The sequence below is a fragment of the Microbacterium oryzae genome (assembly GCF_030406385.1).
Classification (GTDB): Bacteria; Actinomycetota; Actinomycetes; order Actinomycetales; family Microbacteriaceae; genus Microbacterium; species Microbacterium oryzae_A.
Genome location: NZ_JAUEPM010000001.1, coordinates 145564 through 165003, shown reverse-complemented (window position 1 = coordinate 165003; position 19440 = coordinate 145564). Strand labels below are relative to the sequence as shown.

Below are 19440 nucleotides of genomic sequence, written 5' to 3'. Positions count from 1 at the left end.
GTGACCGCTCGCCTTCTGCTCGCCGATGCCCCGACCGCGCGTGACGCGCTGACCTTCGCGGGCCGTGCCTCCCGCGTCGGCGACGAGGGGGTGCGTCTGCAGGCGGCCGGCGGCGTCCTCGTGATGTCCTCCGCCGCGCTCGCGCCGCAGGGGCTCCTCGACCGTACGCCCACCGTGCTCGCGATGCGAGTGCTGCGCGCGGATCCCGAACTGGAGTGCGATCTCACGGTCGCGTCCCTCGCGGAGACCGAGGAGCCGAGCGCGCTCGCGCTGCCCGATACGGCGCTGGCTCCGGCGTGGGCCGGCGTCTCGCCGCCGCGCGGCGGTTGGACGCCCGCGGGCGGGATCGCGGCCGCTGTGCTCGCGAGCCGCGCCCAGTGGGGGATCGCCGCGGTCGCTCACGCGCTGCCCGCACAACCCGGCGAGGACGTGGTGCGCTCGGTGCGGGGCAGCATCTGGGGCGAGCCGGACGAGGAGCTGGCGGGCCTGCCGCGCGGCGTGGCGTTCGCGGCGTTCTCGTTCGGCTTCATCGGCGGTGAGGAGGAGGCCCGCGTGTCCACGGCTGGCCGCTGGACGCGCGTCACACTCGAGCGCGGTCACATCCTCACGCGCGGCCCGGCCGCGGTGGGACTGACCGCGGTGAGGCAGACCGGAGCGCGCTGACGCCGATCCGACGCGGGACGAGGCGAGCGGTCAGCGCCCCGGTTGCGGCTCGAAGGTGTTGACCATGGCGTGCGCGGCGCGCTCGAGGTAGTCCCACAGCGTGGCCTCGTGCACGGGGGAGAGCTCGAGCTCGTCGACCGCGCGGCGCATGTGCGCGAGCCATCGGTCGCGCGCCTCGGGGTCGATGTGGAACCCCGCGTGGCGCATGCGCAGTCGCGGATGGCCGCGCGTCTCGCTGTAGGTGGTCGGCCCGCCCCAGTACTGCTCGAGGAACATCAGCATCCGCTCCTCGGCGGCGGCGAGATCCGCCTCGGGATACATGGGCTTCAGGACCTCATCGTCGGCGATCCCCCGATAGAACGCGGCAGCGAGCTTCGCGAAGGTCTCGCGCCCGCCCACCTGCTCGTAGAACGTCCCCACTCCGAGGGGGCGCAGGCTCTTGGGCTCGCTCATGCTCCGGACTCCTCTTCGCTCTGGCTCTGCGCGGCGCCGCTGCGCGGGCGCCAGGTCGGTCGTTCCGGCAGCTCGCTGGTGAGCGTCGGCGGGTTGGCGCCACGCACCCGGAGCGCACCCTCGGCGCCCTCGAGCACCGCACGCGCGATGCCGGTGACGTCGATGCCCTCGTTGAGGAGCACCGCTCGCAGCCGCTCGCGCAGCACCCGCGCCACGTCGTCCTTCGCGGTGGGCTTGGCCTTGATGACGAGACGGATGACCAGGGTGTCGCCCTCGAGCGACTCCAGACCCCAGACCTCCGGCTCGCCGATGACGCGCGATCGCCAGCGCGGATCGTGCGCGAGGGCGAGTGCGGTATCGGTCAGCAGGTGCTCGACGTCCTCGATGACGATGTCCTTGGGAAGGGTGAGGTCGAGCACGACGCGCGACCATCCCTGCGTCATGTTGCCGATGCGGGTGATCTCGCCGTTCCGCACGTACCAGAGCACCCCGTTCACGTCGCGGACATGCGTGATGCGCACGCTCACGAACTCCACCACGCCGGTCGCGAGCCCCAGGTCGACCACGTCGCCGATGCCGACCTGGTCCTCCGCGACGATGAAGATGCCGTTGAGCACGTCCTTGACGATGTTCTGCGCGCCGAAACCGAGCCCGGCGCCCACCGCCGCCGTGAGGAGCGACAGCGATGCGAGGACGTTCGGAGCGAGGATCGAGGCCACCAGGACGAGCGCGACGATCACCATCGTGATGTTCACGACGTTCGTGAGGATGGAGCCCAGCGTGCGGGTGCGCTGCACGACGCGCACCGCGGCGAGCGGGGAGCGCTCGAGCGCTCGCGTGTCGTCGACCTTCGCCCTGCTCTTGGCGCCTTCGACGATGCGCTTCACGACGCGTCGGATGACGAAGCGCAGCACCCAGGCGATCAAGATGCAGACGGCGACGTTGGCGGCGGCCCAGAGCAGATCTAGCCCGAACACGCCCAGGTCTTTGAGGACGTTCTGCCAGAAGCCCAGGTCGGTGGGGTCGGTGGTCTCTGTCGGCAGCATCATCCCCTCGATGGTACGGCGCGAGCCCCGGCGGATCCTGGGATCCACCGGGACTCACGGCACCCTTCGGACGGGGCTACTCCGCGTCGCGCTCCTGAGCGGCCAGCGCGCGCTCGACGCCCGCGAGGTTCTCCGCCACGATGCGACGCAGGGCCGCGGGCGCCTCGGGGTGCTCGCTCAGCCACGCGCGGGTCGCGCGGCGCAGCTCGGCGCTGGCGAGCGGCGCGGGGTACAGCAGCTCGATGAGGTACGACGCGATCTGGAAGGTGCGCGACTCCCACACCGGCAGGAGCATCGCGAAGTACTTCTCGACGAACGGCGTGAGGTGCTCGCGCGTGGCCGGGTGGACGAACCCGGCGGCCGCGGAGCGGACGACCGTGTTCGGCAGCGCGTCGCTGTCGACGAGCGACGCCCAGGCCGCGGCCTTCGCCTCGGCCGACGGCATGGCCGCGCGCGCCTGGGCGGCGGACTCGGCGCCCTTCGCGGTGTTGTCGGCGGCCAGCGCCGCGTCGATCGCCGCCGCGTCCGCGACGCCGCCGGCGGCGAGCGAGACGAGGAGCTGCCAGGAGAGGTCGGTGTCGATCTCGAGCCCGTCGAGCACGCTCTCGCCTGCGCGCAGCGCCCGCACGCGCTCCCACTGAGCAGCGGTCGACGCGGCCGACGCGAACGCCGTGGTCAGCTGCAGCTGGAGGTCGCTGCCCGGTTCGGCTCGCTGGAGGAGTTCCCAGAGGCCGTCGGCGACCCGCGCGCGGGTCTCCTCGCGAGCCTCTGGCGCGACGTAGCTGTTCGCCGCCAGCTGCAGCTGCGAGAGGGTCGTGCGGATGGTCGTGGACTCGGTCTCGCGCCCGATGTTGCGCAGGACGAGGTCGACGTAGTCGGTCGCCGCGGTCTCCGCGTCGCGGGTCTGATCCCAGGCTGCGCCCCACACGAGCGAGCGCGCGAGCGGGTCGGCGATGTCGGCGAGGTGGTCGATCGCGGTCTCGAGGCTGCGGTCGTCGAGGCGGATCTTCGCGTACGCGAGATCGGCGTCGTTGAGCAGCACGAGCGCGGGGCGGCGCGCGCCCTTCAGCTCGGGAACCTCGGTGAGATCGCCGTCGACGTCGATCTCGATGCTGTGCGTGCGCGTGAGCGCGCCCGAGACGAGGTCGTAGAACCCGATGCCGAGGCGGTGCGGCCGGATCGTGGGGTAGTCGGCCGGCGCGGTCTGCGTGATCGCGAAGCGCGTGATGCGGCCGTCGTGGTCGTCGTCGATGACGGGCGAGAGCGTGTTCACGCCCGCCGTCTCCAGCCACTTCCGCGACCACGGGCCGAGGTCGCGGCCGCTGGTGCGCTCGAGCTCGACGAGCAGGTCCGAGAGCGTGGTGTTGGAGTACGCGTGCTTCTGGAAGTACGCGCCCACGCCCTCGAAGAACGCGTCGATGCCCACCCACGCGGCCAGCTGCTTGAGAACCGAGCCGCCCTTGGCGTAGGTGATGCCGTCGAAGTTGACCTGGACATCCTCGAGGTCGGAGATCTCGGCGACGATCGGGTGCGTGGAGGGGAGCTGGTCCTGGCGGTACGCCCAGGTCTTCTCCATCGCGTTGAAGGTCGTCCAGGCCTCGGTCCACTCGGTGGCCTCGGCCGTGGCGATCGTCGAGGCCCACTCGGCGAAGGACTCGTTCAGCCAGAGGTCATTCCACCACTTCATCGTGACGAGGTCGCCGAACCACATGTGCGCGAGCTCGTGGAGGATCGTGACGACGCGACGCTCCTTGACCGCGTCGGTGACCTTGCTGCGGAAGACGTAGGTCTCGGTGAAGGTCACCGCGCCGGCGTTCTCCATCGCCCCGGCGTTGAACTCGGGGACGAAGAGCTGGTCGTACTTCGCGAAGGGGTACGGGTAGCCGAACTTCTCCTCGTAGTACGCGAAGCCCTGGCGCGTCTTCTCGAAGACGTAGTCCGCGTCCATGTGCTGCCACAGGCTCTTGCGCGCGAACAGCCCGAGCGGGATCACACGACCGGACGCGGAGGTGAGCTCGGAGCGCGTCTCCTCGTAGGGGCCGGCGATGAGCGCGGTGATGTAGGACGAGATGCGCGGCGTCGGCTCGAAGCCCCAGGTGGCGTTGACGCCGTCGTCGTGGGGGATGGGCTCGGGCGTCGGCTGGTTCGACACGACCTTCCACGCCGCCGGCGCGGTGACGGTGAACTGGAACGTCGCCTTGAGGTCGGGCTGCTCGAAGACCGCGAACACACGGCGCGAGTCGGGCACCTCGAACTGCGAGTAGAGGTAGACCTCCCCGTCGACGGGGTCGACGAAGCGGTGCAGGCCCTCGCCCGTGTTCGTGTAGAGGCAGTCGGCGTCGACGACGAGCTCGTTCTCGGCCTCGAGGTCGTCGAGACGGATGCGCGAGTCGGCGTACGCGGTGGCGGGGTCGATCTCGCGGCCGTTCAGCGTGATCTCGCGGACGTCCCGCGCGATGAGGTCGATGAAGGTGCTCGCTCCGGCGGTCGCGGCGAAGCGCACGACGCTGCGCGACCCGAACACCTCGGCGCCCTTGGTCAGGTCGAGCGCGATCTCGTACGTCTGCGTCTCGACGATCGCGCGGCGCTCCTGCGCCTCGACGCGGGTGAGGTTCTCTCCAGGCACTTGTTCCACTCCCATGGGTAGGGGACGAAAGATCTCCGGGCGCTGATGACGCCTGCGGCAACCTCAACACTCTACGTGCTCGACGGCGCGCGCTCACGGCATTCGCGGCGAGCCATCCGCCGGTGTGCGCCTCGGCCCGGCGAGGTGCGAGAGAATCGGAGCCATGCGCATCCACATCGCGACCGATCACGCGGGTCTCGAGTTCTCGACCCAGCTCCAGCACCACCTCGCGGCGGCGGGGCACGAGGTCTTCGACCACGGTCCCGTCGAGTACGAGCCGTTGGACGACTACCCGGCGTTCTGCATCCGCGCGGCGCAGGCCGTCGTCGCGGACCAGCGCGCGGGTGTCTCCGCCCTCGGCGTCGTCTTCGGCGGCTCCGGCAACGGCGAGCAGATCGCCGCCAACAAGGTGGAGGGCGTCCGCGCCGCGCTGGTGTGGAACCTGTCGACCGCTGAGCTCGCTCGCGAGCACAACGACGCGAACGTCATCGCGATCGGCGCCCGGCAGCACACGTTCGACGATGTCACGCGGTTCATCGACCGCTTCATCGAGACGCCGTTCTCGAACGACGAGCGGCACGCCCGCCGGATCGCGCAGATCGGCGCCTACGAGCGCGAGGGTGCGCTCGTCGACGGCCCCGGCCCGCGCCAGGTCTCCTAGCTCGGATGCCCGAGGGTCACTCGGTCCATCGGATCACCCGCCAGTTCGCGCGCAACTTCGTGGGGCGCCCGGTCGCGGTCTCGAGCCCGCAGGGCCGCTTCGCGCAGGGCGCGGAGGTTCTCGATGGCCGCACCATGACGCGCGCGGAGTCCGTCGGCAAGCAGATGTTCCTCGAGTTCGACGAGCAGGTCTGGCTGCGCGTGCACCTCGGGCTCTACGGCGCGTGGGACTTCGCCGGCGAGGTCCTCGTCGATCCCACGATCGCCTCCGCGAACGGGCGGATGGGCCAGACCAACCAGCGGGGAACCGATCTTCCCGATGCGGAGCGGGTGTTCGACGACGCGGGGGAGAACTCCCTCACGTCGATCGGCGCCCCGCGCCGGGCGCGCGTGCACGTGCGCATGTCCGAGCAGACGAGCGGCCTGGATGAGGCCGACGGCCTCGCCGCCGACGACGCGCCCTGGCCGCCGCCGGTCGTGGGGCAGGTGCGGGTGCGCCTGCTCACCGACGCGACGTGCGCGGACCTGCGCGGGCCCACAGCGTGCGCGGTGCAGACGCCGGACGAGATCGCCGCGGTGATCGCCAAGCTCGGCCCCGACCCGCTCGTCGGCGACGTGGCGGAGGGCGAGGAGCGCTTCGTCCGCGCGGTGCGCCGCCGCAACGTCGCGATCGGGCAGCTGCTCATGGACCAGTCCGTCGTCAGCGGCATCGGCAACGTGTACCGCGCGGAGATGCTCTACCGCGCCCGGCTGGATCCCCACACGCCGGGGAAGGCCATCCCCGAGGAGATCGTCCGGGAACTCTGGCGCGACTGGGTGCAGCTGCTGCGCATCGGCGTCGAGACCGGGCAGATGATGACCATGGACGGCCTCGACGCGGACGGCTGGCGCCGTGCGATGGCCAGCCGCGACGACCGCCACTGGGTCTACCACCGTGCCGGCCTGCCCTGCCGCGTGTGCGGCACGGAGATCGTGCTCGAGGAGATGCAGGCCCGGAAGCTCTACTGGTGCCCCACGTGCCAGCGCTGAGCAGGCCGGTGCCGGCGCCCGCGTAGCATCGGAGGATGCGGCAGAACCCGAGCTTCGCGATGACCGACGTGCCGGAGATCCGCCGGATCGTGCACGGCCATCCGTGGGCCACGCTCGTGAGCGCGACGGACGACGGACTCGTCGCCTCGCACTATCCGGTGCTGCTCGAGGAGGGGCGAGACGACCTGACGGTCGTCGGCCACGTCGGCAAGCCCGACGACCTCATCCACGGTCTCGGCCAGCGCGAGCTGCTCGTCGTGCTGCAGGGGCCGCACGGCTACATCACCCCGCGCTGGTACGGCGAGGGGAAGGCCGTGCCGACATGGAACTTCGTCTCCGTGCACCTCTCCGGCGTCCCCGAGCTGCTCTCGTCCGAGGAGAACCTCGCTGTGCTCGACCGGCTCGTCGCGCACTTCGAGAACCTCGCGGAGGACCCTCGGCTCATGTGGGAGCGGCCGAACGACGCGGCGTTCATCGAGCGCCTCGAGGCGGGGACGGTGGGCTTCCGCCTCACGCCCGCGAAGGTCGTGGCCAAGCGCAAGCTCAGCCAGAACCGCCCGGACGCGGTGGTGGAGACGATCGCCGCGGGCCTGGCGTCGGACGGCCCCTACCGCAACCCCGAGCTGGCGGACGAGATGCGCCGCGCGCAGGAGATGCGGCGCGCGGCGCGGGAGACGGCGCGATGAGGCGCGGGGACCGGATCGACGTCATCGCGGGGGCGCGCATCGGCGGGGAGGGACGCGAGCTGCTCGCGCACCCGGACTACGACGTGGACGGCGTGTACGACGTCTGGCTCGATGGCGACCGCATCGTCGACATCGCCCCGGCCGGGGCCATCCGTCACCGCGGTGCGGTGCTCGATGCGGGAGGCGCGTGGCTCGTGCCCGGCCTGTGGGACCACCACGTGCACACCCTCGAGCACGCGCTGGCCCGCGGCACCGTCTCCGTGGAGGAGGCGGCTTCCTCGCGGGACGCCGCCCGGGCTGCGCTCGCCGCTCCCGTGCGCTCCGACGGTCGCCGTGTCGTCGCCCGCCTCCGAGAGGGCCTGTGGGACGAGCCCGCCGAGCTCGCCGTGCTCGACGAGGTCACCGGCGAGGTCCCGACCTACCTCGTGAGCGCCGATCTCCACAGCGTCTGGATGAACACCGCCGCGCTGCGACGCGAGGGCGTGGCGACGGACGGCTCGGGCCTCGTCCGGGAGGGCGTCGCGTTCGCCATCGAGCAGCGACTCAAGCATCTCCCCGCGGAGGACGAGGACCGCGCCCTCGATGGTGCGCTCGAGGAGGCCGCCGCGCGCGGCGTCGTCGGAGTCCAGGACCTCGAGATGGCGTGGAACGCCGACCGGTGGCGGCGGCGCCTCGCCCGCGGCCACGATGTCACGCGGGTGCGCTTCGACGCGTACCCCGACGACCTCGACCGCGTCATCGCCGAGGGTCTCCTCACCGGCGACGCGCTCGACGGGTCGCCCCTGGTGGAGTTCGGCATGCTGAAGGTCATCTCCGACGGCTCGCTCGGCACGCGCACGGCCGCGACCTCGGGTCCGTACGCCGACGGGAGCAGCCGCGGCCGGCTGAACGCCGACCCGCGCGCGCTCCTCGAGCTCGTCACCCGGGCGGCGGCGGCGGGCATCGTGACGACGATCCACGCGATCGGCGACGTCGCGAACCGGCACGCGCTGGACGCGTTCGCCGCCGCGGACGTCCCCGGCCGCATCGAGCACGCGCAGCTCGTCACGCGCACCGACATCGCGCGGTTCGCGCGCTTGAACGTCGAAGCGAGCATCCAGCCGGAGCACGCGCTCGACGACCGCGAGCTCGTGGCGGCGGAGTGGAGCGCGCAGACGGCCGTCGCGTACCCGCTGCGCGAGTTCGTCGACGCCGGCGCGAACGTGCTCCTCGGCTCTGATGCTCCCGTGACGCCCCTGGATCCGTGGATCCAGATGTCCGCCGCCGTCTTCCGCGCACGTTCGGGGGAGGAGCCGTGGCGCGCCGATCAGGGGATCGACTCGGCCACCGCGCTCGCTGCAGCCACTGCCGGAGGGTCGGCGAACGGCTCTCGGATCCTGCCGGGCGAGGTCGCGGACCTCGTGCTCGTCGAGCACGACCCGCTCGCGGCGTCCGCCGAGCAGCTGCGGGGGATGCCTGTCCACGCGACGCTGCTGGCGGGTCGCCTCACGCACCTCGCCTGACGCGGCGTGGCGGCGGCGTGGCGGCGGCGGCGGAGGCGGGGTGAGGCTCTCGACCGTGTCTCACTCGCGGCGGGTCTGAGCGTCGGATGGCCGCTGCAAGTGAGACACGGCGGGGCGGATGTGCCGACTATGTCTCACTTGCGGCGGGTCTGAGTGTCGGATGGCCGCTGCAAGTGAGACACGGCGGGGCGGATGTGCCGACCATGTCTCAGTTGCGGCGGGTCTGAGCGTCGGATGGCCGCTGCAAGTGAGACAGGGCGGGGCGGATGTGCCGACCATGTCTCACTTGCGGCGGGTCTGAGCGTCGGATGGCCGCAGCAAGTGAGACATGGGAGATCAGGCGCGCACACGCCGAAGGCCCCGATCCATCCGGACCGGGGCCTTCTGACGAGGAGAGTGCGCGATCACTCCGCGATGTGCGCCACCAGGAACCAGCGGTCCTTCTCGAGGCCGGCCTTGATCTCGATGGCGACGTCCTGGCTGGTGAGGTCGACCTCGTCGAGACCCTCGATGGCGGTCTGAAGGTCGGCGAGCACCGTGTCGATGTCGGAGACGACGCCGCGGATGACCACGTCGGACTGCGCGAAGCCCGCCGGCGCGCCCGTCGTGGGGGTCTTGCCGGCGACCGCGCTCAGGCGCGCATCGATGGGAAGCCCCAGGGCCACGATGCGCTCGGCGGCGAGGTCCGCCCACTCCTGCGCGTGCTCGACGAGGGTGTCGAGGAACTCGTGCACCCCGATGAAGTTGGCGCCGCGCACGTGCCAGTGCGCCTGCTTGCCGTTGACGACGAGGGCCTGCAGGCCGAGGACGACCGGGGAGAGGAACTGAGCCGAGCCGGCGGCGACCGTCGGGTCGGAAGCGGTGGCGGAGATGGTCTGTGCGTCGCTCATGGTGGTTCTCCTTCGTCTTGCCGAGCGTGGGTCACGCCCTGTCGGTGAATACAACGCTACTCGCCGACAGGCATTCCGCAAGCAAGCGCAGGCTCGGCTAAATCGCCGGTGAAGCAGGGAAAGTGAGGCTTACCGAACCTCGGGAGCGCATAGGGTCGTGGCATGACCATCTCACCCCGTGCCACGGTCCTCGCGCTCGGCGACGACACACCCGAGCTCGCCTCCGACGTCTTCGTCGCCGACGGCGCCCGCATCGTGGGGGATGTCATCATCGGCGCCCGCTCGAGCGTCTGGTACAACGCGGTCCTTCGCGGCGACACCGGCGCCATCCGCGTAGGCGAGCGCAGCAACCTGCAGGACAACGTCTCCGTCCATGTGGGCGCCGGTTTCGACGCGATCATCGGCGACGGCGTCTCGGTCGGGCACAACGCGGTGGTGCATGGCTGCCGCATCGGCGACGGCGCGCTCGTCGGGATGGGCGCGGTCGTCCTGCAGGGCGCCGACATCGGGGCGTCGTCGCTGGTGGCGGGCGGCGCCATCGTGCTCGAGGGCACCGTCGTCCCGCCGCGGAGCCTGGTCGCTGGCGTGCCGGCGAAGGTGCGCCGATCGCTCACCGACGAGGAGGTCGCGGGTCTCGCGCGCAACGCCGCCAACTACCTCGGGCACGCGACGCGCCATGCGGCCGCTCTCGACGAGGGCTGAGGATCGCCGAGGCGACGCGCGCGGGCGGATCCGCGGTGTTCGAACCACTCGCGGGGTTGGGCTAAGATCGTTCCCGGTGCCGGAGACGGCTCCGGGGATGTAGCTCAATGGTAGAGCCCCAGTCTTCCAAACTGGTCACGCGAGTTCGATTCTCGTCATCCCCTCCACATCTCCTTCTCGCCCCGCCGGTGGCATGGCCACGCGGATTGGTCGGCTAGACTTTCCGAGGCCGTTTCGTGTTCCCGTTCGCGGGGATATCCGCGGGGCGTAGCTCAGCTTGGTAGAGCGCCCGCTTTGGGAGCGGGAGGCCGCAGGTTCAAATCCTGTCGCCCCGACCAACGGCCCATCCAGACCTCAGCCCGCACCGGCGCCCAGCGCGCGGGTCCGTCACAAGGAGAACGAACCAGCATGGTGAACAGCACCGTCGAGAAGCTCAGCCCGACGCGGGTGAAGCTTCACATCACGGTCAGCCCCGAAGACCTCAAGCCGGGCATCCAGCACGCGTACGAGCACATCGCCCGCGACGTGCAGGTCCCGGGCTTCCGCAAGGGCAAGGTTCCCGCTCCGATCATCGATCAGCGCGTCGGCCGCGGCGCCGTCATCGAGCACGCCGTGAACGAGGGCCTCGACGGCTTCTTCCGTTCCGCCGTCGCGGAGAACGACGTGAAGATCCTCGGCCGTCCGCAGGCCGACATCGTCGAGTGGCCCAGCGAGAAGGACTTCTCCGGCGACCTCGTCGTCGACGTCGAGGTGGATGTCCGTCCCGAGTTCGAAATCCCCGCCTACGAGGGCCTCACGGTCACCGTCGACGCAGTCGAGATCGATGACGCGAAGATCGACGAGGAGCTCGACAACCTGCGCGCGCGCTTCGGCACGCTCGTCCCGGTCGACCGTCCCGCCGCGAAGGGCGACTTCGTCGAGCTCGACCTCGTCGCCAAGATCGGCGACGAGGAGATCGACCGCGCCGAGGGCGTCTCGTACGAGGTCGGCTCGGGCGAGCTGCTCGACGGCATCGACGAGGCCATCGACTCGCTCACCGCCGGCGAGGACACCACGTTCCGCTCGAAGCTCGTCGGCGGCGACCACGCCGGCGAGGAGGCCGAGGTCGCTGTGACCGTCAAGGCGGTCAAGGAGCGCGAGCTGCCCGAGGCCGACGACGACTTCGCCCAGATGGCGAGCGAGTTCGACACGATCGCCGAGCTGCGCGAGTCGCTCAAGGAGACCGCCGCCTCGCGCAGCGCGTTCTCGCAGGGCTCCGCCGCGCGCGACCAGCTCGTCGACACGCTGCTCGAGACCGTCGAGATCCCCGTTCCCGCCAGCCTCATCGAGGACGAGGTGCACCGTCACCTCGAGCAGGAGAACCGCCTCGAGGACGACGAGCACCGCGCCGAGGTCACCGAGGCGAGCGAGAAGCAGTTCCGCACGCAGATTCTCTTCGACGCGATCGCCGAGCAGCTCGACGTGCAGGTCTCGCAGGACGAGTTCACGCAGTACCTCATCCAGGCCTCGACCCAGTACGGCATGTCGCCGCAGGACTTCGTCCAGGCGCTGCAGCAGGGCAACCAGCTGCCCGCGCTCATGGGCGACGTCGCGCGCAACAAGGCGATCGCGATCGTCCTCGGCAAGGTCACCGTCGTGGACTCCGCCGGCAACCCCGTGGACGTGAGCGACTTCGCCGCCGTCGACGAGGAGTCCGACGAGGCCGAGGAGATTTCGGTCGACGAGGCGCCGGTGGCTGACGCTCCCGCCGACGAGGAGGAGGCCGTCAAGGCTCCCGCCGCGAAGAAGAAGCCCGCAGCGAAGAAGAAGTCTGCCGCCGAGCCCGAGGCGGACGAGCCCGCCGCCGAGGAGCAGCCGAAGAAGCGCGCTACGCGCAAGAAGGCGGAGCCCAAGGCCGACGAGGCCGCGGCTGAGGAGCCTGCTGCCGAGGAGAAGCCCAAGAAGCGCGCTACGCGCAAGAAGGCGGAGCCCAAGGCCGAGGAGACTCCCGCCGAGAAGGCGGAGTAACACCTCACCACAAGAGAGCGCGGGTGCCGGATGGCACCCGCGCTCTCTCGTGTATCCGGCCGGAGATGGCGGTCTGACTCAGGGGTGCCGTTCTGCGGCTGAGACGCGTGCATTCCGTGAGGTCGCACCGCCGGGTGCCGCGCCACGCGCGAAAGAGCGCGGGTGCCGGATGGCACCCGCGCTCTCTCGCGCGTCGGGAGAGCCTCAGACCCGGACGATCGCGCCACCCTGGGGCGGCACCGTCATGGCTCCATCCGCCTCACCCAGCGCCGCCGTCGCGAACAGCACCTCCGACGGGCGCCCGATCGACAGCGGCTCCTCGGAGAGGTTGACGGCGATCTCGAGACCGCCGCGCCGCAGGCGGATCCAGCGCGGCTCCTCGCTCCACTCCGCTGAGAGCCGCCCGAATCGCGGGTCGGTGAGCTCCGGCTCGCTCCGCCGCAGTCGGGCCAGCGACCGGTGCACCCCGAGGAGGCGCGTGTGCCGGGTCGGCTCGCCGTCGGCCGGGTAGGGCTCGTCCCAGTCCAGGTGCGATCGCGTGAAGGTCTCCGGGTCCTGCGGGTCGGGCACGATGTCCCGGTCCCAGCCCATCTTCGCGAACTCCTCAATCCGACCCTCCGCCGTCGCCTCCGCGAGCTCGGGCTCGGGGTGGGAGGTGAAGAACTGCCAGGGAGTCGAGGCGCCCCACTCCTCGCCCATGAACAGCATGGGCGTGTAGGGCGTCGCGAGGGAGAGGAGGGCGGCCAGGGCGAGCCGGTCGTCGTCGAGCGTCTGACTCAGGCGGTCGCCGGTCGCGCGGTTGCCGATCTGATCGTGGTTCTGCGCATAGGTGACGAGCCGCCAGGTGGGCGTCTCGGGCGGGATGGGTTTGCCGTGCTCGCGCTCGCGGAACGACGACCATGTGCCGTCGTGGAAGAAGCCGCGCGTGGCGACCTTCGCCAGGGCAGACATCGGCTCGAAGTCGGCGTAGTAGCCGGTCGTCTCGCCCGTCAGCGCCACGTGCACGGCGTGGTGGTAGTCGTCGCTCCACTGCGCATGGAGGCCGTAGCCGCCCGCCTCTCGCGGGGTGATGAGCTTCGGGTCGTTGAGGTCCGACTCCGCGATGAGCGTGAGCGGCCGGCGCAGGTGCGCGCTCAGCGCGTCCACCTCCTCCGCGAGCTCCTGCAGGATGTGCACGGGGCCGTCGTCGACGAGCGCGTGCACCGCGTCGAGGCGCAGCGCGTCGACGTGGTTGTCGCGCAACCACATCAGGGCGTTGTCGACGACGAAGGCGCGCACCTCGGGCCGGCTGAAGTCGACCGACGCGCCCCAGGTGTTCGCACTGGCGTCCGAGAGGTACGGCGCGTACCGCGGGAGGTAGTTGCCGCTCGGCCCGAGGTGGTTGTAGACGACGTCCTGCACGACGCCGAGACCGGCGCCGTGACACGCGTCGACGAACCGCTGGTACGCCTCGGGCCCGCCGTAGCTCTCCGACACGGCGTACCAGAGGACGCCGTCGTAGCCCCAGTTATGCGTGCCGTTGAAGGCGTTCACCGGCAGGATCTCCACGAAGTCCACGCCGAGCTCGACGAGGTGCGGCAGCCGCGCGATCGCCGCGTCGAACGTCCCCTCCGGGGTGAACGTGCCGATGTGCAGCTCGTAGATGAGCCCGCCGGCGAGCTGGCGGCCCGTCCATCCCTCGTCGGTCCACGCGTAGGCGCTCGGGTCGTGCACGCGGCTGAGGCCGTGCACGCCGTCCGGCTGTCGGCGCGAGCGCGGGTCGGGAAGGGGCGTCTCGTCGTCGTCGAGGAGGTAGCCGTAGTCGGCGCCGGCTCGCTCCTCGATGACAGCGCTCCACCATCCGTCACCCACCGCGTGCATGTCGTGGCGGTCGCCGTCCAGCAGCAACGCCACCGTCCCCGCGTTCGGGGCCCAGACCTCGAAGCTCATGACTCCTCCTTCAGCAGCAGCGCGACCGGGTAGCGGGTGAGGACGTCGGTCACGCGCAGCGTGCCACCGCGGATGGCCGTGCCCGTGATCGCGTCGACGTACGCTCCCGGAGGCAGCAGCACCTGCGTGTCTCCCCAGCCGCCCCGCCGCTCGAGCCCGATCGGCAGGCGCGTCGCGAGGGTGACCGCGCCGCCGCGGTCGTATGCGATGAGGTGCGCGGCGGCCTCTCCGACGACGGGCAGCGGCGCGTAGCGCGTGAACAGCTCGGAGCGGTCGCGACGCGCACGCAGCGCTCGCGCCGTCACGAGCAGCTTCGCGACGCCCGATTCGTCCACGGGCGGCAGCTCGCCGCCGTCGACGCGCGCGAGAGCCGCCCGCCGCTCCTCGTAGTCCACCGGTAGGCGGTTGTCCGGGTCGACGAGCGAGCGGTTCCACAGCTCGCTGCCCTGGTACACGTCGGGCACACCCGGCATGGTCAGCTGCAGGAGCTTCGCCGACAGTCCGTTCGACCACCCGGCCGCGCGCACGGTCGCCGTGAACTCCTCGACGACGGCGGAAGCCTCCGCGTCGTCGAAGGCCGCGTCGACCAGCATGTGCAGGCGACGCTCGTACTCCTCGTCAGGCGCCGTCCACGTGGTGCCGGTGCCGGCCTCACGGGCCGCCTTCTCGGCGTATGCGTGGGCGCGCTCGCGGGAGAGCGGCCATGCCCCGATGAGCGTGCTCCACAGCAGCGCCTCGAGTGGGCCGTCGCCGAGCGGCGCGCGCGATCGGAGCGTGGTGAGTGCTTCGCGCCAGCGCTCCGGCACCTCGGAGAAGGCGTCGATGCGCGCGCGGGTGTCCTCGCCGCGCTTGGTGTCGTGCGTGGAGAGCGTCGTCATCGAGACCGGGGTCATCGCCTGGCGCGTCTGCTGCCGACGGTGGAACTCCTCGGGCGTGACGGCGAACTCCGACGGGTCGCCGCCCACCTCGTTGAGCGACACCAGACGCCCATACCGGTAGAACGCGGTGTCCTCCACGCCCTTGGCCATGACTGCGCCCGACGTCTGCTGGAAGCGGATGGCGGCGGGATGGCCCTGGTCGCCGAGAAGCGGGAGGAGACGGTCGATCGTCTCCGCGAGATCGGGGCGTGCGGCGCGCGCCTTCGCCGCGGCTTCCTCCAGGTGCTCGCGCCCCGCAGGCAGGTAGGAGCGGTAGACGGGAAAACAGGCGAGGAGCTCCGCGAGGGCGTCCTGCGCGTCCGGCACCTCCGGGAGGAGACGCACGAGACGTCGGACCTCCGACTCGAGGATGCCGTCGGCGATGCCGCGCTTGCCGTCGTGGACCATCCGCTCCCAGTCGGCCTCGCCCCCGGCGAGCTCCGCTTCGAGAGCGTCGAGCACGGCGCGCCCCGCCGGGTCGACGAGAACCCGGTCGACGTCGCCCAGCGCGTCGTATCCCGTGGTTCCCGCCGTCGCCCAGTGCGTCGGAAGCTGCTCGCCGGGTTCGAGGATCTTCTCCACCAGCACGTAACGGCCGTCGGTCGCCTCTGCGAGGCGCTCGAGGTACCCGCCGGGGTCCGCGAGGCCGTCGGGGTGATCGATGCGCAGACCGTCGGCGATGCCCTCGCGCACCCAGCGCAGGATCTCGGCGTGGGACTCGTCGAACACCCACGGCTCCTCCACGCGGATGCCCGCGAGGGTGGAGACGGCGAAGAAGCGGCGGTAGTTCAGCTCGGCGTTCTCCCGCTGCCAGGGAACGAGCTCGTAGTTCTGACGCGCGTGCACGGTCGCGGCGTCCGCACCGTCATCCGCGGTGCCCGGCGCGATGGGGAACCGGTGCTCGAAGTAGCACAGCGCGCCGTCCTCGATGCGCAGCTCGGGGTCGTCCTCGCCGAGGACGGGCAGGCGGATGCGTCCGTCTCCTGCGTCCCAGTCCACGTCGAACGCCTCGGCGTACCGGGACTCGCGCCCGTGCGTCAGCAGGTCCCACCACCACGGGTTCCGCTCCGGCGTCGCCACCCCGACGTGATTGGGCACGACGTCGACGAGGATCCCCAGCCCTGCCTCGCGAGCGGCCTCGGCGAACCGTCGCAGGCCATCCGCCCCGCCGCGCTCGGGGTCGACCGCGGAATGATCGACGACGTCGTAGCCGTGGTTCGAGCCGGGCTCGGCGGTCAGGAGCGGTGACAGGTACACCCAGTCCGCCCCGAGGTCGCGGATGTAGCCCACGACCTCGGCGGCGGCGTCGAGCGGGAAGTCCCGCGCGATCTGGAGGCGGTACGTCGAGCGAGGCGTCTTCACGACGTCTCCTCGCCCTTGGCACGGCTCAGCGCGAGCTCGACCGACGCGGCGGGGGAGTAGTCCGGCGTCTCCTCCGGCTCACGGTAAGCCCGCAGCACGACGATCGAGCGGCCCTCCACCCGCACCGACGAGCCCGCTGCGCGGGCGGTGAGGTCGATGCCGTCTGCGGTGTCGAGGACGATCACCCACCACTCGCCGTACTCCTCCGCCGGCAGCACGAAGTCGACGGGCTCGATGTGCGCGTTGAAGCAGATGAGGAAGTTGTCGTCGACGATGTGCTCCCCGCGGGCCCCCCGCCCGATGATCCCCTGCCCGTTGAGGAAGACGCCGACCGAGCGGGCGTACGCGGTCTCCCAGTCCTCGGGCTCCATCGCCGTGCCGCTCGGCTGCAGCCAGACGATGTCGGGCAGCGGGTCGCCCTCGCCGCGCCGGACCGGGCGGCCGTCGAAGAAGCGCGAGCGGCGGAAGGTGGGGTGATCGCGCCGCAGACGCGTGACGACCGAGGTGAACTCGATCAGCGGATCATCCGCCTCGTCCCAATGCATCCAGCTCAGCTCGTTGTCCTGCGCGTAGCCGTTGTTGTTGCCCTGCTGCGTGCGCCCGAGCTCGTCTCCGTGCGCGATCATCGGCACACCCTGCGACAGCAGCAGCGTCGCGAGGAAGTTGCGCTGCTGGCGGGCGCGCGACTCGAGGATCTCCGGGTCGTCGGTCGGGCCCTCGGCGCCGAGGTTGTACGAGCGGTTGTGCGATTCGCCGTCGCGGTTGTCCTCGCCGTTGGCGTCGTTGTGCTTCTCGTTGTATGACACGAGGTCGCTGAGGGTGAAGCCGTCGTGCGCTGTGACGAAGTTGATCGAGGCTCGCGGCAGACGCGCGGACGTCTGGTACAGGTCGGCGGAGCCGGTGATGCGCGAGGCGAACTCGCCGAGGGTCGAGGGCTCGCCGCGCCAGAAGTCGCGGACGGTGTCGCGGTACTTGCCGTTCCACTCCGTCCACTGCGGCGGGAAGTTGCCGACCTGGTAGCCGCCGGGTCCGACGTCCCACGGCTCGGCGATGAGCTTCACCTGCGAGACGATCGGGTCCTGCTGCACGAGCTCGAAGAAGCTCGAGAGCCGGTCGACGTCGTAGAACTCGCGTGCGAGCGAGGCGGCGAGGTCGAAGCGGAAGCCGTCGACGTGCATCTCGGTCACCCAGTAGCGCAGCGAGTCCATGATGAGCTGCAGCGAGTGGGGGTTCCGCACGTTGAGGGTGTTGCCGGTGCCGGTGTAGTCCATGTAGTGCTGCGGGGAGTCGTCGACGAGTCGGTAGTACGCGGCGTTGTCGATGCCCTTGAAGGAGAGGGTCGGGCCCATGTGGTTGCCCTCGGCCGTGTGGTTGTAGACCACGTCGAGGATGACCTCGATGCCGGCGGCGTGCAGAGCGCGCACCATCGCCTTGAACTCCTGCACCTGCTCGCCCGCGTCGCCCCAGGCGGAGTACCCGTTGTGCGGGGCGAAGAACCCGAGGGTGTTGTAGCCCCAGTAGTTGCGGAGCCCCTTCTCGAGCAGGATGTTGTCGTGCACGAACTGGTGCACCGGCATGAGCTCGATCGCCGTGACCCCCAGCCGCTGGAGGTGGGCGATCACGCTCGGATGCGCGATGCCGGCGTAGGTGCCGCGGTCCGACTCGGGGACGTCGGGGTGGAGCTCGGTGAGCCCCTTCACGTGCGCCTCGTAGATGACGGTCTCGTCGTACGGCGTGCGGGGCTGGCGGTCGCCGCGCCAGTCGAAGTACGGGTTGACCACGACGCCGAGCATCGTGTGCCCCGCGGAGTCGTCGTCGTTGCGCTCGTCGGGGTTGTCGAACTGGTAGTCGTACAGCGACGGATCCCAGTCGATCTCGCCCGACAGTGCCTTCGCGTACGGGTCCACGAGCAGCTTGTTCGGGTTGCAGCGCTGGCCGGCGGTGACGTCGGACGGGCCATGCACGCGGTAGCCGTAGCGCTGACCCGGTCCCACCTCGGGGAGGTAGGCGTGCCAGACGTAGCCGTCGACCTCCTGCAGCGTCACCCGCGTCTCGATGCCGTCATCGCCGATGAGGCAGAGCTCGACTCGCTCCGCGACTTCGCTGAAGAGCGCGAAGTTCGTTCCATCGCCGTCGTACGTGGCCCCGAGCGGGTACGGGGTGCCTGGCCAAGTGATCACAGATTCCTCCTGGTGTCATGGGCGAACGTATGCGCGCGCGGCATCCGGAAGATAGGCATGGAAAGCGCGCCGCGCTCATGGTATTGAGAACCGCCGACGCTGCTGATATGCCCACGGCGAACACGGACGGGGCGCTGAAATCGCGCCGGTAGGGTCGAACTCGACGCATCACCGAAATGGAGTGATTTCATGGCCGAACCGCTGATGGCACAGAGTGTCTTCGACAGGCTCCTCAAGGACCGCATCATCTGGCTGGGCACGGAGGTGCGCGACGAGAACGCGAATGAGATCTGCGCGAAGATCCTCCTTCTCGCCGCGGAGGACTCCGAGAAGGACATCTACCTCTACATCAACTCGCCCGGAGGCTCGATCACGGCCGGCATGGCGATCTACGACACGATGCAGTTCGTTCCGAACGACATCGTGACCGTCGGCATCGGGATGGCGGCCTCGATGGGGCAGCTCCTGCTGACGAGCGGCACGAAGGGCAAGCGCTACATCACGCCCAACGCCCGCGTGCTCCTCCACCAGCCGCACGGCGGCTTCGGCGGCACCGCCAGCGACGTCCAGACGCAGGCCGAGCTCATCATCTCGATGAAGAACCGCCTCGCCGAGATCACCGCAGCTCAGACCGGCAAGTCCGTCGAGCAGATCAATGAGGACGGCGACCGCGACCGCTGGTTCACCGCTGACGAGGCACTGGCCTACGGCTTCGTGGATCACATCCGCGAGCACGCGGCGGACGTGGCGGGCGCGGGCGGCACCGACCGCGACGCGCAGTGAGGCGA

At 70.6% G+C, this 19440-nt stretch carries 15 protein-coding genes and 2 tRNA genes; 10 read left to right on the top strand and 7 right to left on the bottom strand.

All coding sequences use genetic code 11. The annotated features are described in order from the left end of the window. On the top strand, nucleotides 1-663 hold the full coding sequence (locus QWJ90_RS00815; RefSeq protein WP_290105691.1) for a hypothetical protein: 663 nt from the start codon (nucleotides 1-3) through the stop codon (nucleotides 661-663). Nucleotides 664-693: 30 nt separating this feature from the next. Here the strand turns inward: QWJ90_RS00815 and QWJ90_RS00810 are convergent, their stop codons facing one another. The 3 genes from QWJ90_RS00810 to pepN all read right to left on the bottom strand — a co-directional run bounded on the left by QWJ90_RS00810 (nucleotide 694) and on the right by pepN (nucleotide 4788). Beyond that, entirely contained in the window at nucleotides 694-1116 is a 423-nt protein-coding gene (locus QWJ90_RS00810) for a globin (protein WP_290105690.1), read from the bottom strand. Then, complete coding sequence (locus QWJ90_RS00805) at nucleotides 1113-2165, bottom strand: mechanosensitive ion channel family protein (protein ID WP_290105689.1); 1053 nt, start codon at nucleotides 2163-2165, stop codon at nucleotides 1113-1115. Before QWJ90_RS00805 ends, QWJ90_RS00810 begins: the two co-directional genes overlap by 4 nt. A 73-nt stretch (nucleotides 2166-2238) precedes the next feature. Further along, nucleotides 2239-4788: an aminopeptidase N gene (gene pepN / locus QWJ90_RS00800; protein WP_290105688.1), complete on the bottom strand. Its 2550-nt coding sequence runs from the start codon at nucleotides 4786-4788 to the stop codon at nucleotides 2239-2241. A gap of 163 nt (nucleotides 4789-4951) precedes the next feature. Between pepN and QWJ90_RS00795 the strand changes: the two genes are divergently transcribed. The 4 genes from QWJ90_RS00795 to QWJ90_RS00780 are packed head-to-tail and all read left to right on the top strand — an operon-like array spanning nucleotide 4952 to nucleotide 8665. After that, nucleotides 4952-5449, top strand: coding sequence for a ribose-5-phosphate isomerase (locus tag QWJ90_RS00795; protein WP_290105687.1), 498 nt, complete (start codon nucleotides 4952-4954; stop codon nucleotides 5447-5449). Nucleotides 5450-5454: 5 nt separating this feature from the next. Further along, complete coding sequence (locus QWJ90_RS00790) at nucleotides 5455-6477, top strand: Fpg/Nei family DNA glycosylase (RefSeq protein ID WP_290105686.1); 1023 nt, start codon at nucleotides 5455-5457, stop codon at nucleotides 6475-6477. A gap of 35 nt (nucleotides 6478-6512) precedes the next feature. After that, complete coding sequence (locus QWJ90_RS00785) at nucleotides 6513-7163, top strand: FMN-binding negative transcriptional regulator (protein ID WP_290105685.1); 651 nt, start codon at nucleotides 6513-6515, stop codon at nucleotides 7161-7163. Then, nucleotides 7160-8665: an amidohydrolase gene (locus tag QWJ90_RS00780; RefSeq protein ID WP_290105684.1), complete on the top strand. Its 1506-nt coding sequence runs from the start codon at nucleotides 7160-7162 to the stop codon at nucleotides 8663-8665. Before QWJ90_RS00785 ends, QWJ90_RS00780 begins: the two co-directional genes overlap by 4 nt. Nucleotides 8666-9069: 404 nt before the next feature. Here QWJ90_RS00780 and QWJ90_RS00775 read toward each other — a convergent pair whose 3' ends face one another. Beyond that, complete coding sequence (locus QWJ90_RS00775; protein WP_290105683.1) at nucleotides 9070-9555, bottom strand: Dps family protein; 486 nt, start codon at nucleotides 9553-9555, stop codon at nucleotides 9070-9072. Nucleotides 9556-9717: 162 nt separating this feature from the next. Between QWJ90_RS00775 and QWJ90_RS00770 the strand changes: the two genes are divergently transcribed. From QWJ90_RS00770 to tig, 4 genes are all read left to right on the top strand, one after another. Continuing rightward, entirely contained in the window at nucleotides 9718-10257 is a 540-nt protein-coding gene (locus tag QWJ90_RS00770) for a gamma carbonic anhydrase family protein (protein WP_290105682.1), read from the top strand. Nucleotides 10258-10350: 93 nt separating this feature from the next. Then, nucleotides 10351-10424, top strand: a tRNA-Gly gene (locus QWJ90_RS00765). 94 nt (nucleotides 10425-10518) lie between these two features. Then, a tRNA-Pro gene (locus QWJ90_RS00760) sits at nucleotides 10519-10595 on the top strand. Nucleotides 10596-10665: 70 nt separating this feature from the next. Continuing rightward, nucleotides 10666-12264, top strand: a complete 1599-nt coding sequence (gene tig / locus QWJ90_RS00755) for a trigger factor (RefSeq protein ID WP_290105681.1) — start codon at nucleotides 10666-10668, stop codon at nucleotides 12262-12264. A gap of 204 nt (nucleotides 12265-12468) precedes the next feature. Here tig and treZ read toward each other — a convergent pair whose 3' ends face one another. The 3 genes from treZ to glgX are packed head-to-tail and all read right to left on the bottom strand — an operon-like array spanning nucleotide 12469 to nucleotide 18652. Next, nucleotides 12469-14193 carry a malto-oligosyltrehalose trehalohydrolase gene (gene treZ, locus QWJ90_RS00750; protein WP_290105680.1) on the bottom strand — a complete coding sequence of 575 codons (1725 nt, stop codon included), beginning with the start codon at nucleotides 14191-14193 and terminating at the stop codon, nucleotides 12469-12471. Continuing rightward, nucleotides 14190-16472 carry a malto-oligosyltrehalose synthase gene (treY, locus tag QWJ90_RS00745; protein WP_290105679.1) on the bottom strand — a complete coding sequence of 761 codons (2283 nt, stop codon included), beginning with the start codon at nucleotides 16470-16472 and terminating at the stop codon, nucleotides 14190-14192. The genes treZ and treY overlap by 4 nt, the downstream gene beginning before the upstream one ends. Further along, complete coding sequence (gene glgX / locus QWJ90_RS00740) at nucleotides 16469-18652, bottom strand: glycogen debranching protein GlgX (RefSeq protein ID WP_290105678.1); 2184 nt, start codon at nucleotides 18650-18652, stop codon at nucleotides 16469-16471. The genes treY and glgX overlap by 4 nt, the downstream gene beginning before the upstream one ends. A 189-nt stretch (nucleotides 18653-18841) precedes the next feature. Here glgX and QWJ90_RS00735 point away from each other — a divergent pair, with 189 nt between their 5' ends. Further along, a complete protein-coding gene (locus tag QWJ90_RS00735; RefSeq protein ID WP_290105677.1) occupies nucleotides 18842-19435 on the top strand; it encodes an ATP-dependent Clp protease proteolytic subunit in 594 nt (197 codons plus the stop codon). Nucleotides 19436-19440 lie beyond the last annotated feature (5 nt).

Coding starts and splice junctions, on each gene's coding strand:
- QWJ90_RS00810 (WP_290105690.1), bottom strand. CDS start 1,116: ATGAGCGAGCCCAAGAGCCTGCGCCCCCTCGGAGTGGGGACGTTCTAC.
- QWJ90_RS00805 (WP_290105689.1), bottom strand. CDS start 2,165: ATGATGCTGCCGACAGAGACCACCGACCCCACCGACCTGGGCTTCTGG.
- QWJ90_RS00795 (WP_290105687.1), top strand. CDS start 4,952: ATGCGCATCCACATCGCGACCGATCACGCGGGTCTCGAGTTCTCGACC.
- QWJ90_RS00790 (WP_290105686.1), top strand. CDS start 5,455: ATGCCCGAGGGTCACTCGGTCCATCGGATCACCCGCCAGTTCGCGCGC.
- QWJ90_RS00785 (WP_290105685.1), top strand. CDS start 6,513: ATGCGGCAGAACCCGAGCTTCGCGATGACCGACGTGCCGGAGATCCGC.
- QWJ90_RS00780 (WP_290105684.1), top strand. CDS start 7,160: ATGAGGCGCGGGGACCGGATCGACGTCATCGCGGGGGCGCGCATCGGC.
- QWJ90_RS00775 (WP_290105683.1), bottom strand. CDS start 9,555: ATGAGCGACGCACAGACCATCTCCGCCACCGCTTCCGACCCGACGGTC.
- QWJ90_RS00770 (WP_290105682.1), top strand. CDS start 9,718: ATGACCATCTCACCCCGTGCCACGGTCCTCGCGCTCGGCGACGACACA.
- tig (WP_290105681.1), top strand. CDS start 10,666: ATGGTGAACAGCACCGTCGAGAAGCTCAGCCCGACGCGGGTGAAGCTT.
- treZ (WP_290105680.1), bottom strand. CDS start 14,193: ATGAGCTTCGAGGTCTGGGCCCCGAACGCGGGGACGGTGGCGTTGCTG.
- QWJ90_RS00735 (WP_290105677.1), top strand. CDS start 18,842: ATGGCCGAACCGCTGATGGCACAGAGTGTCTTCGACAGGCTCCTCAAG.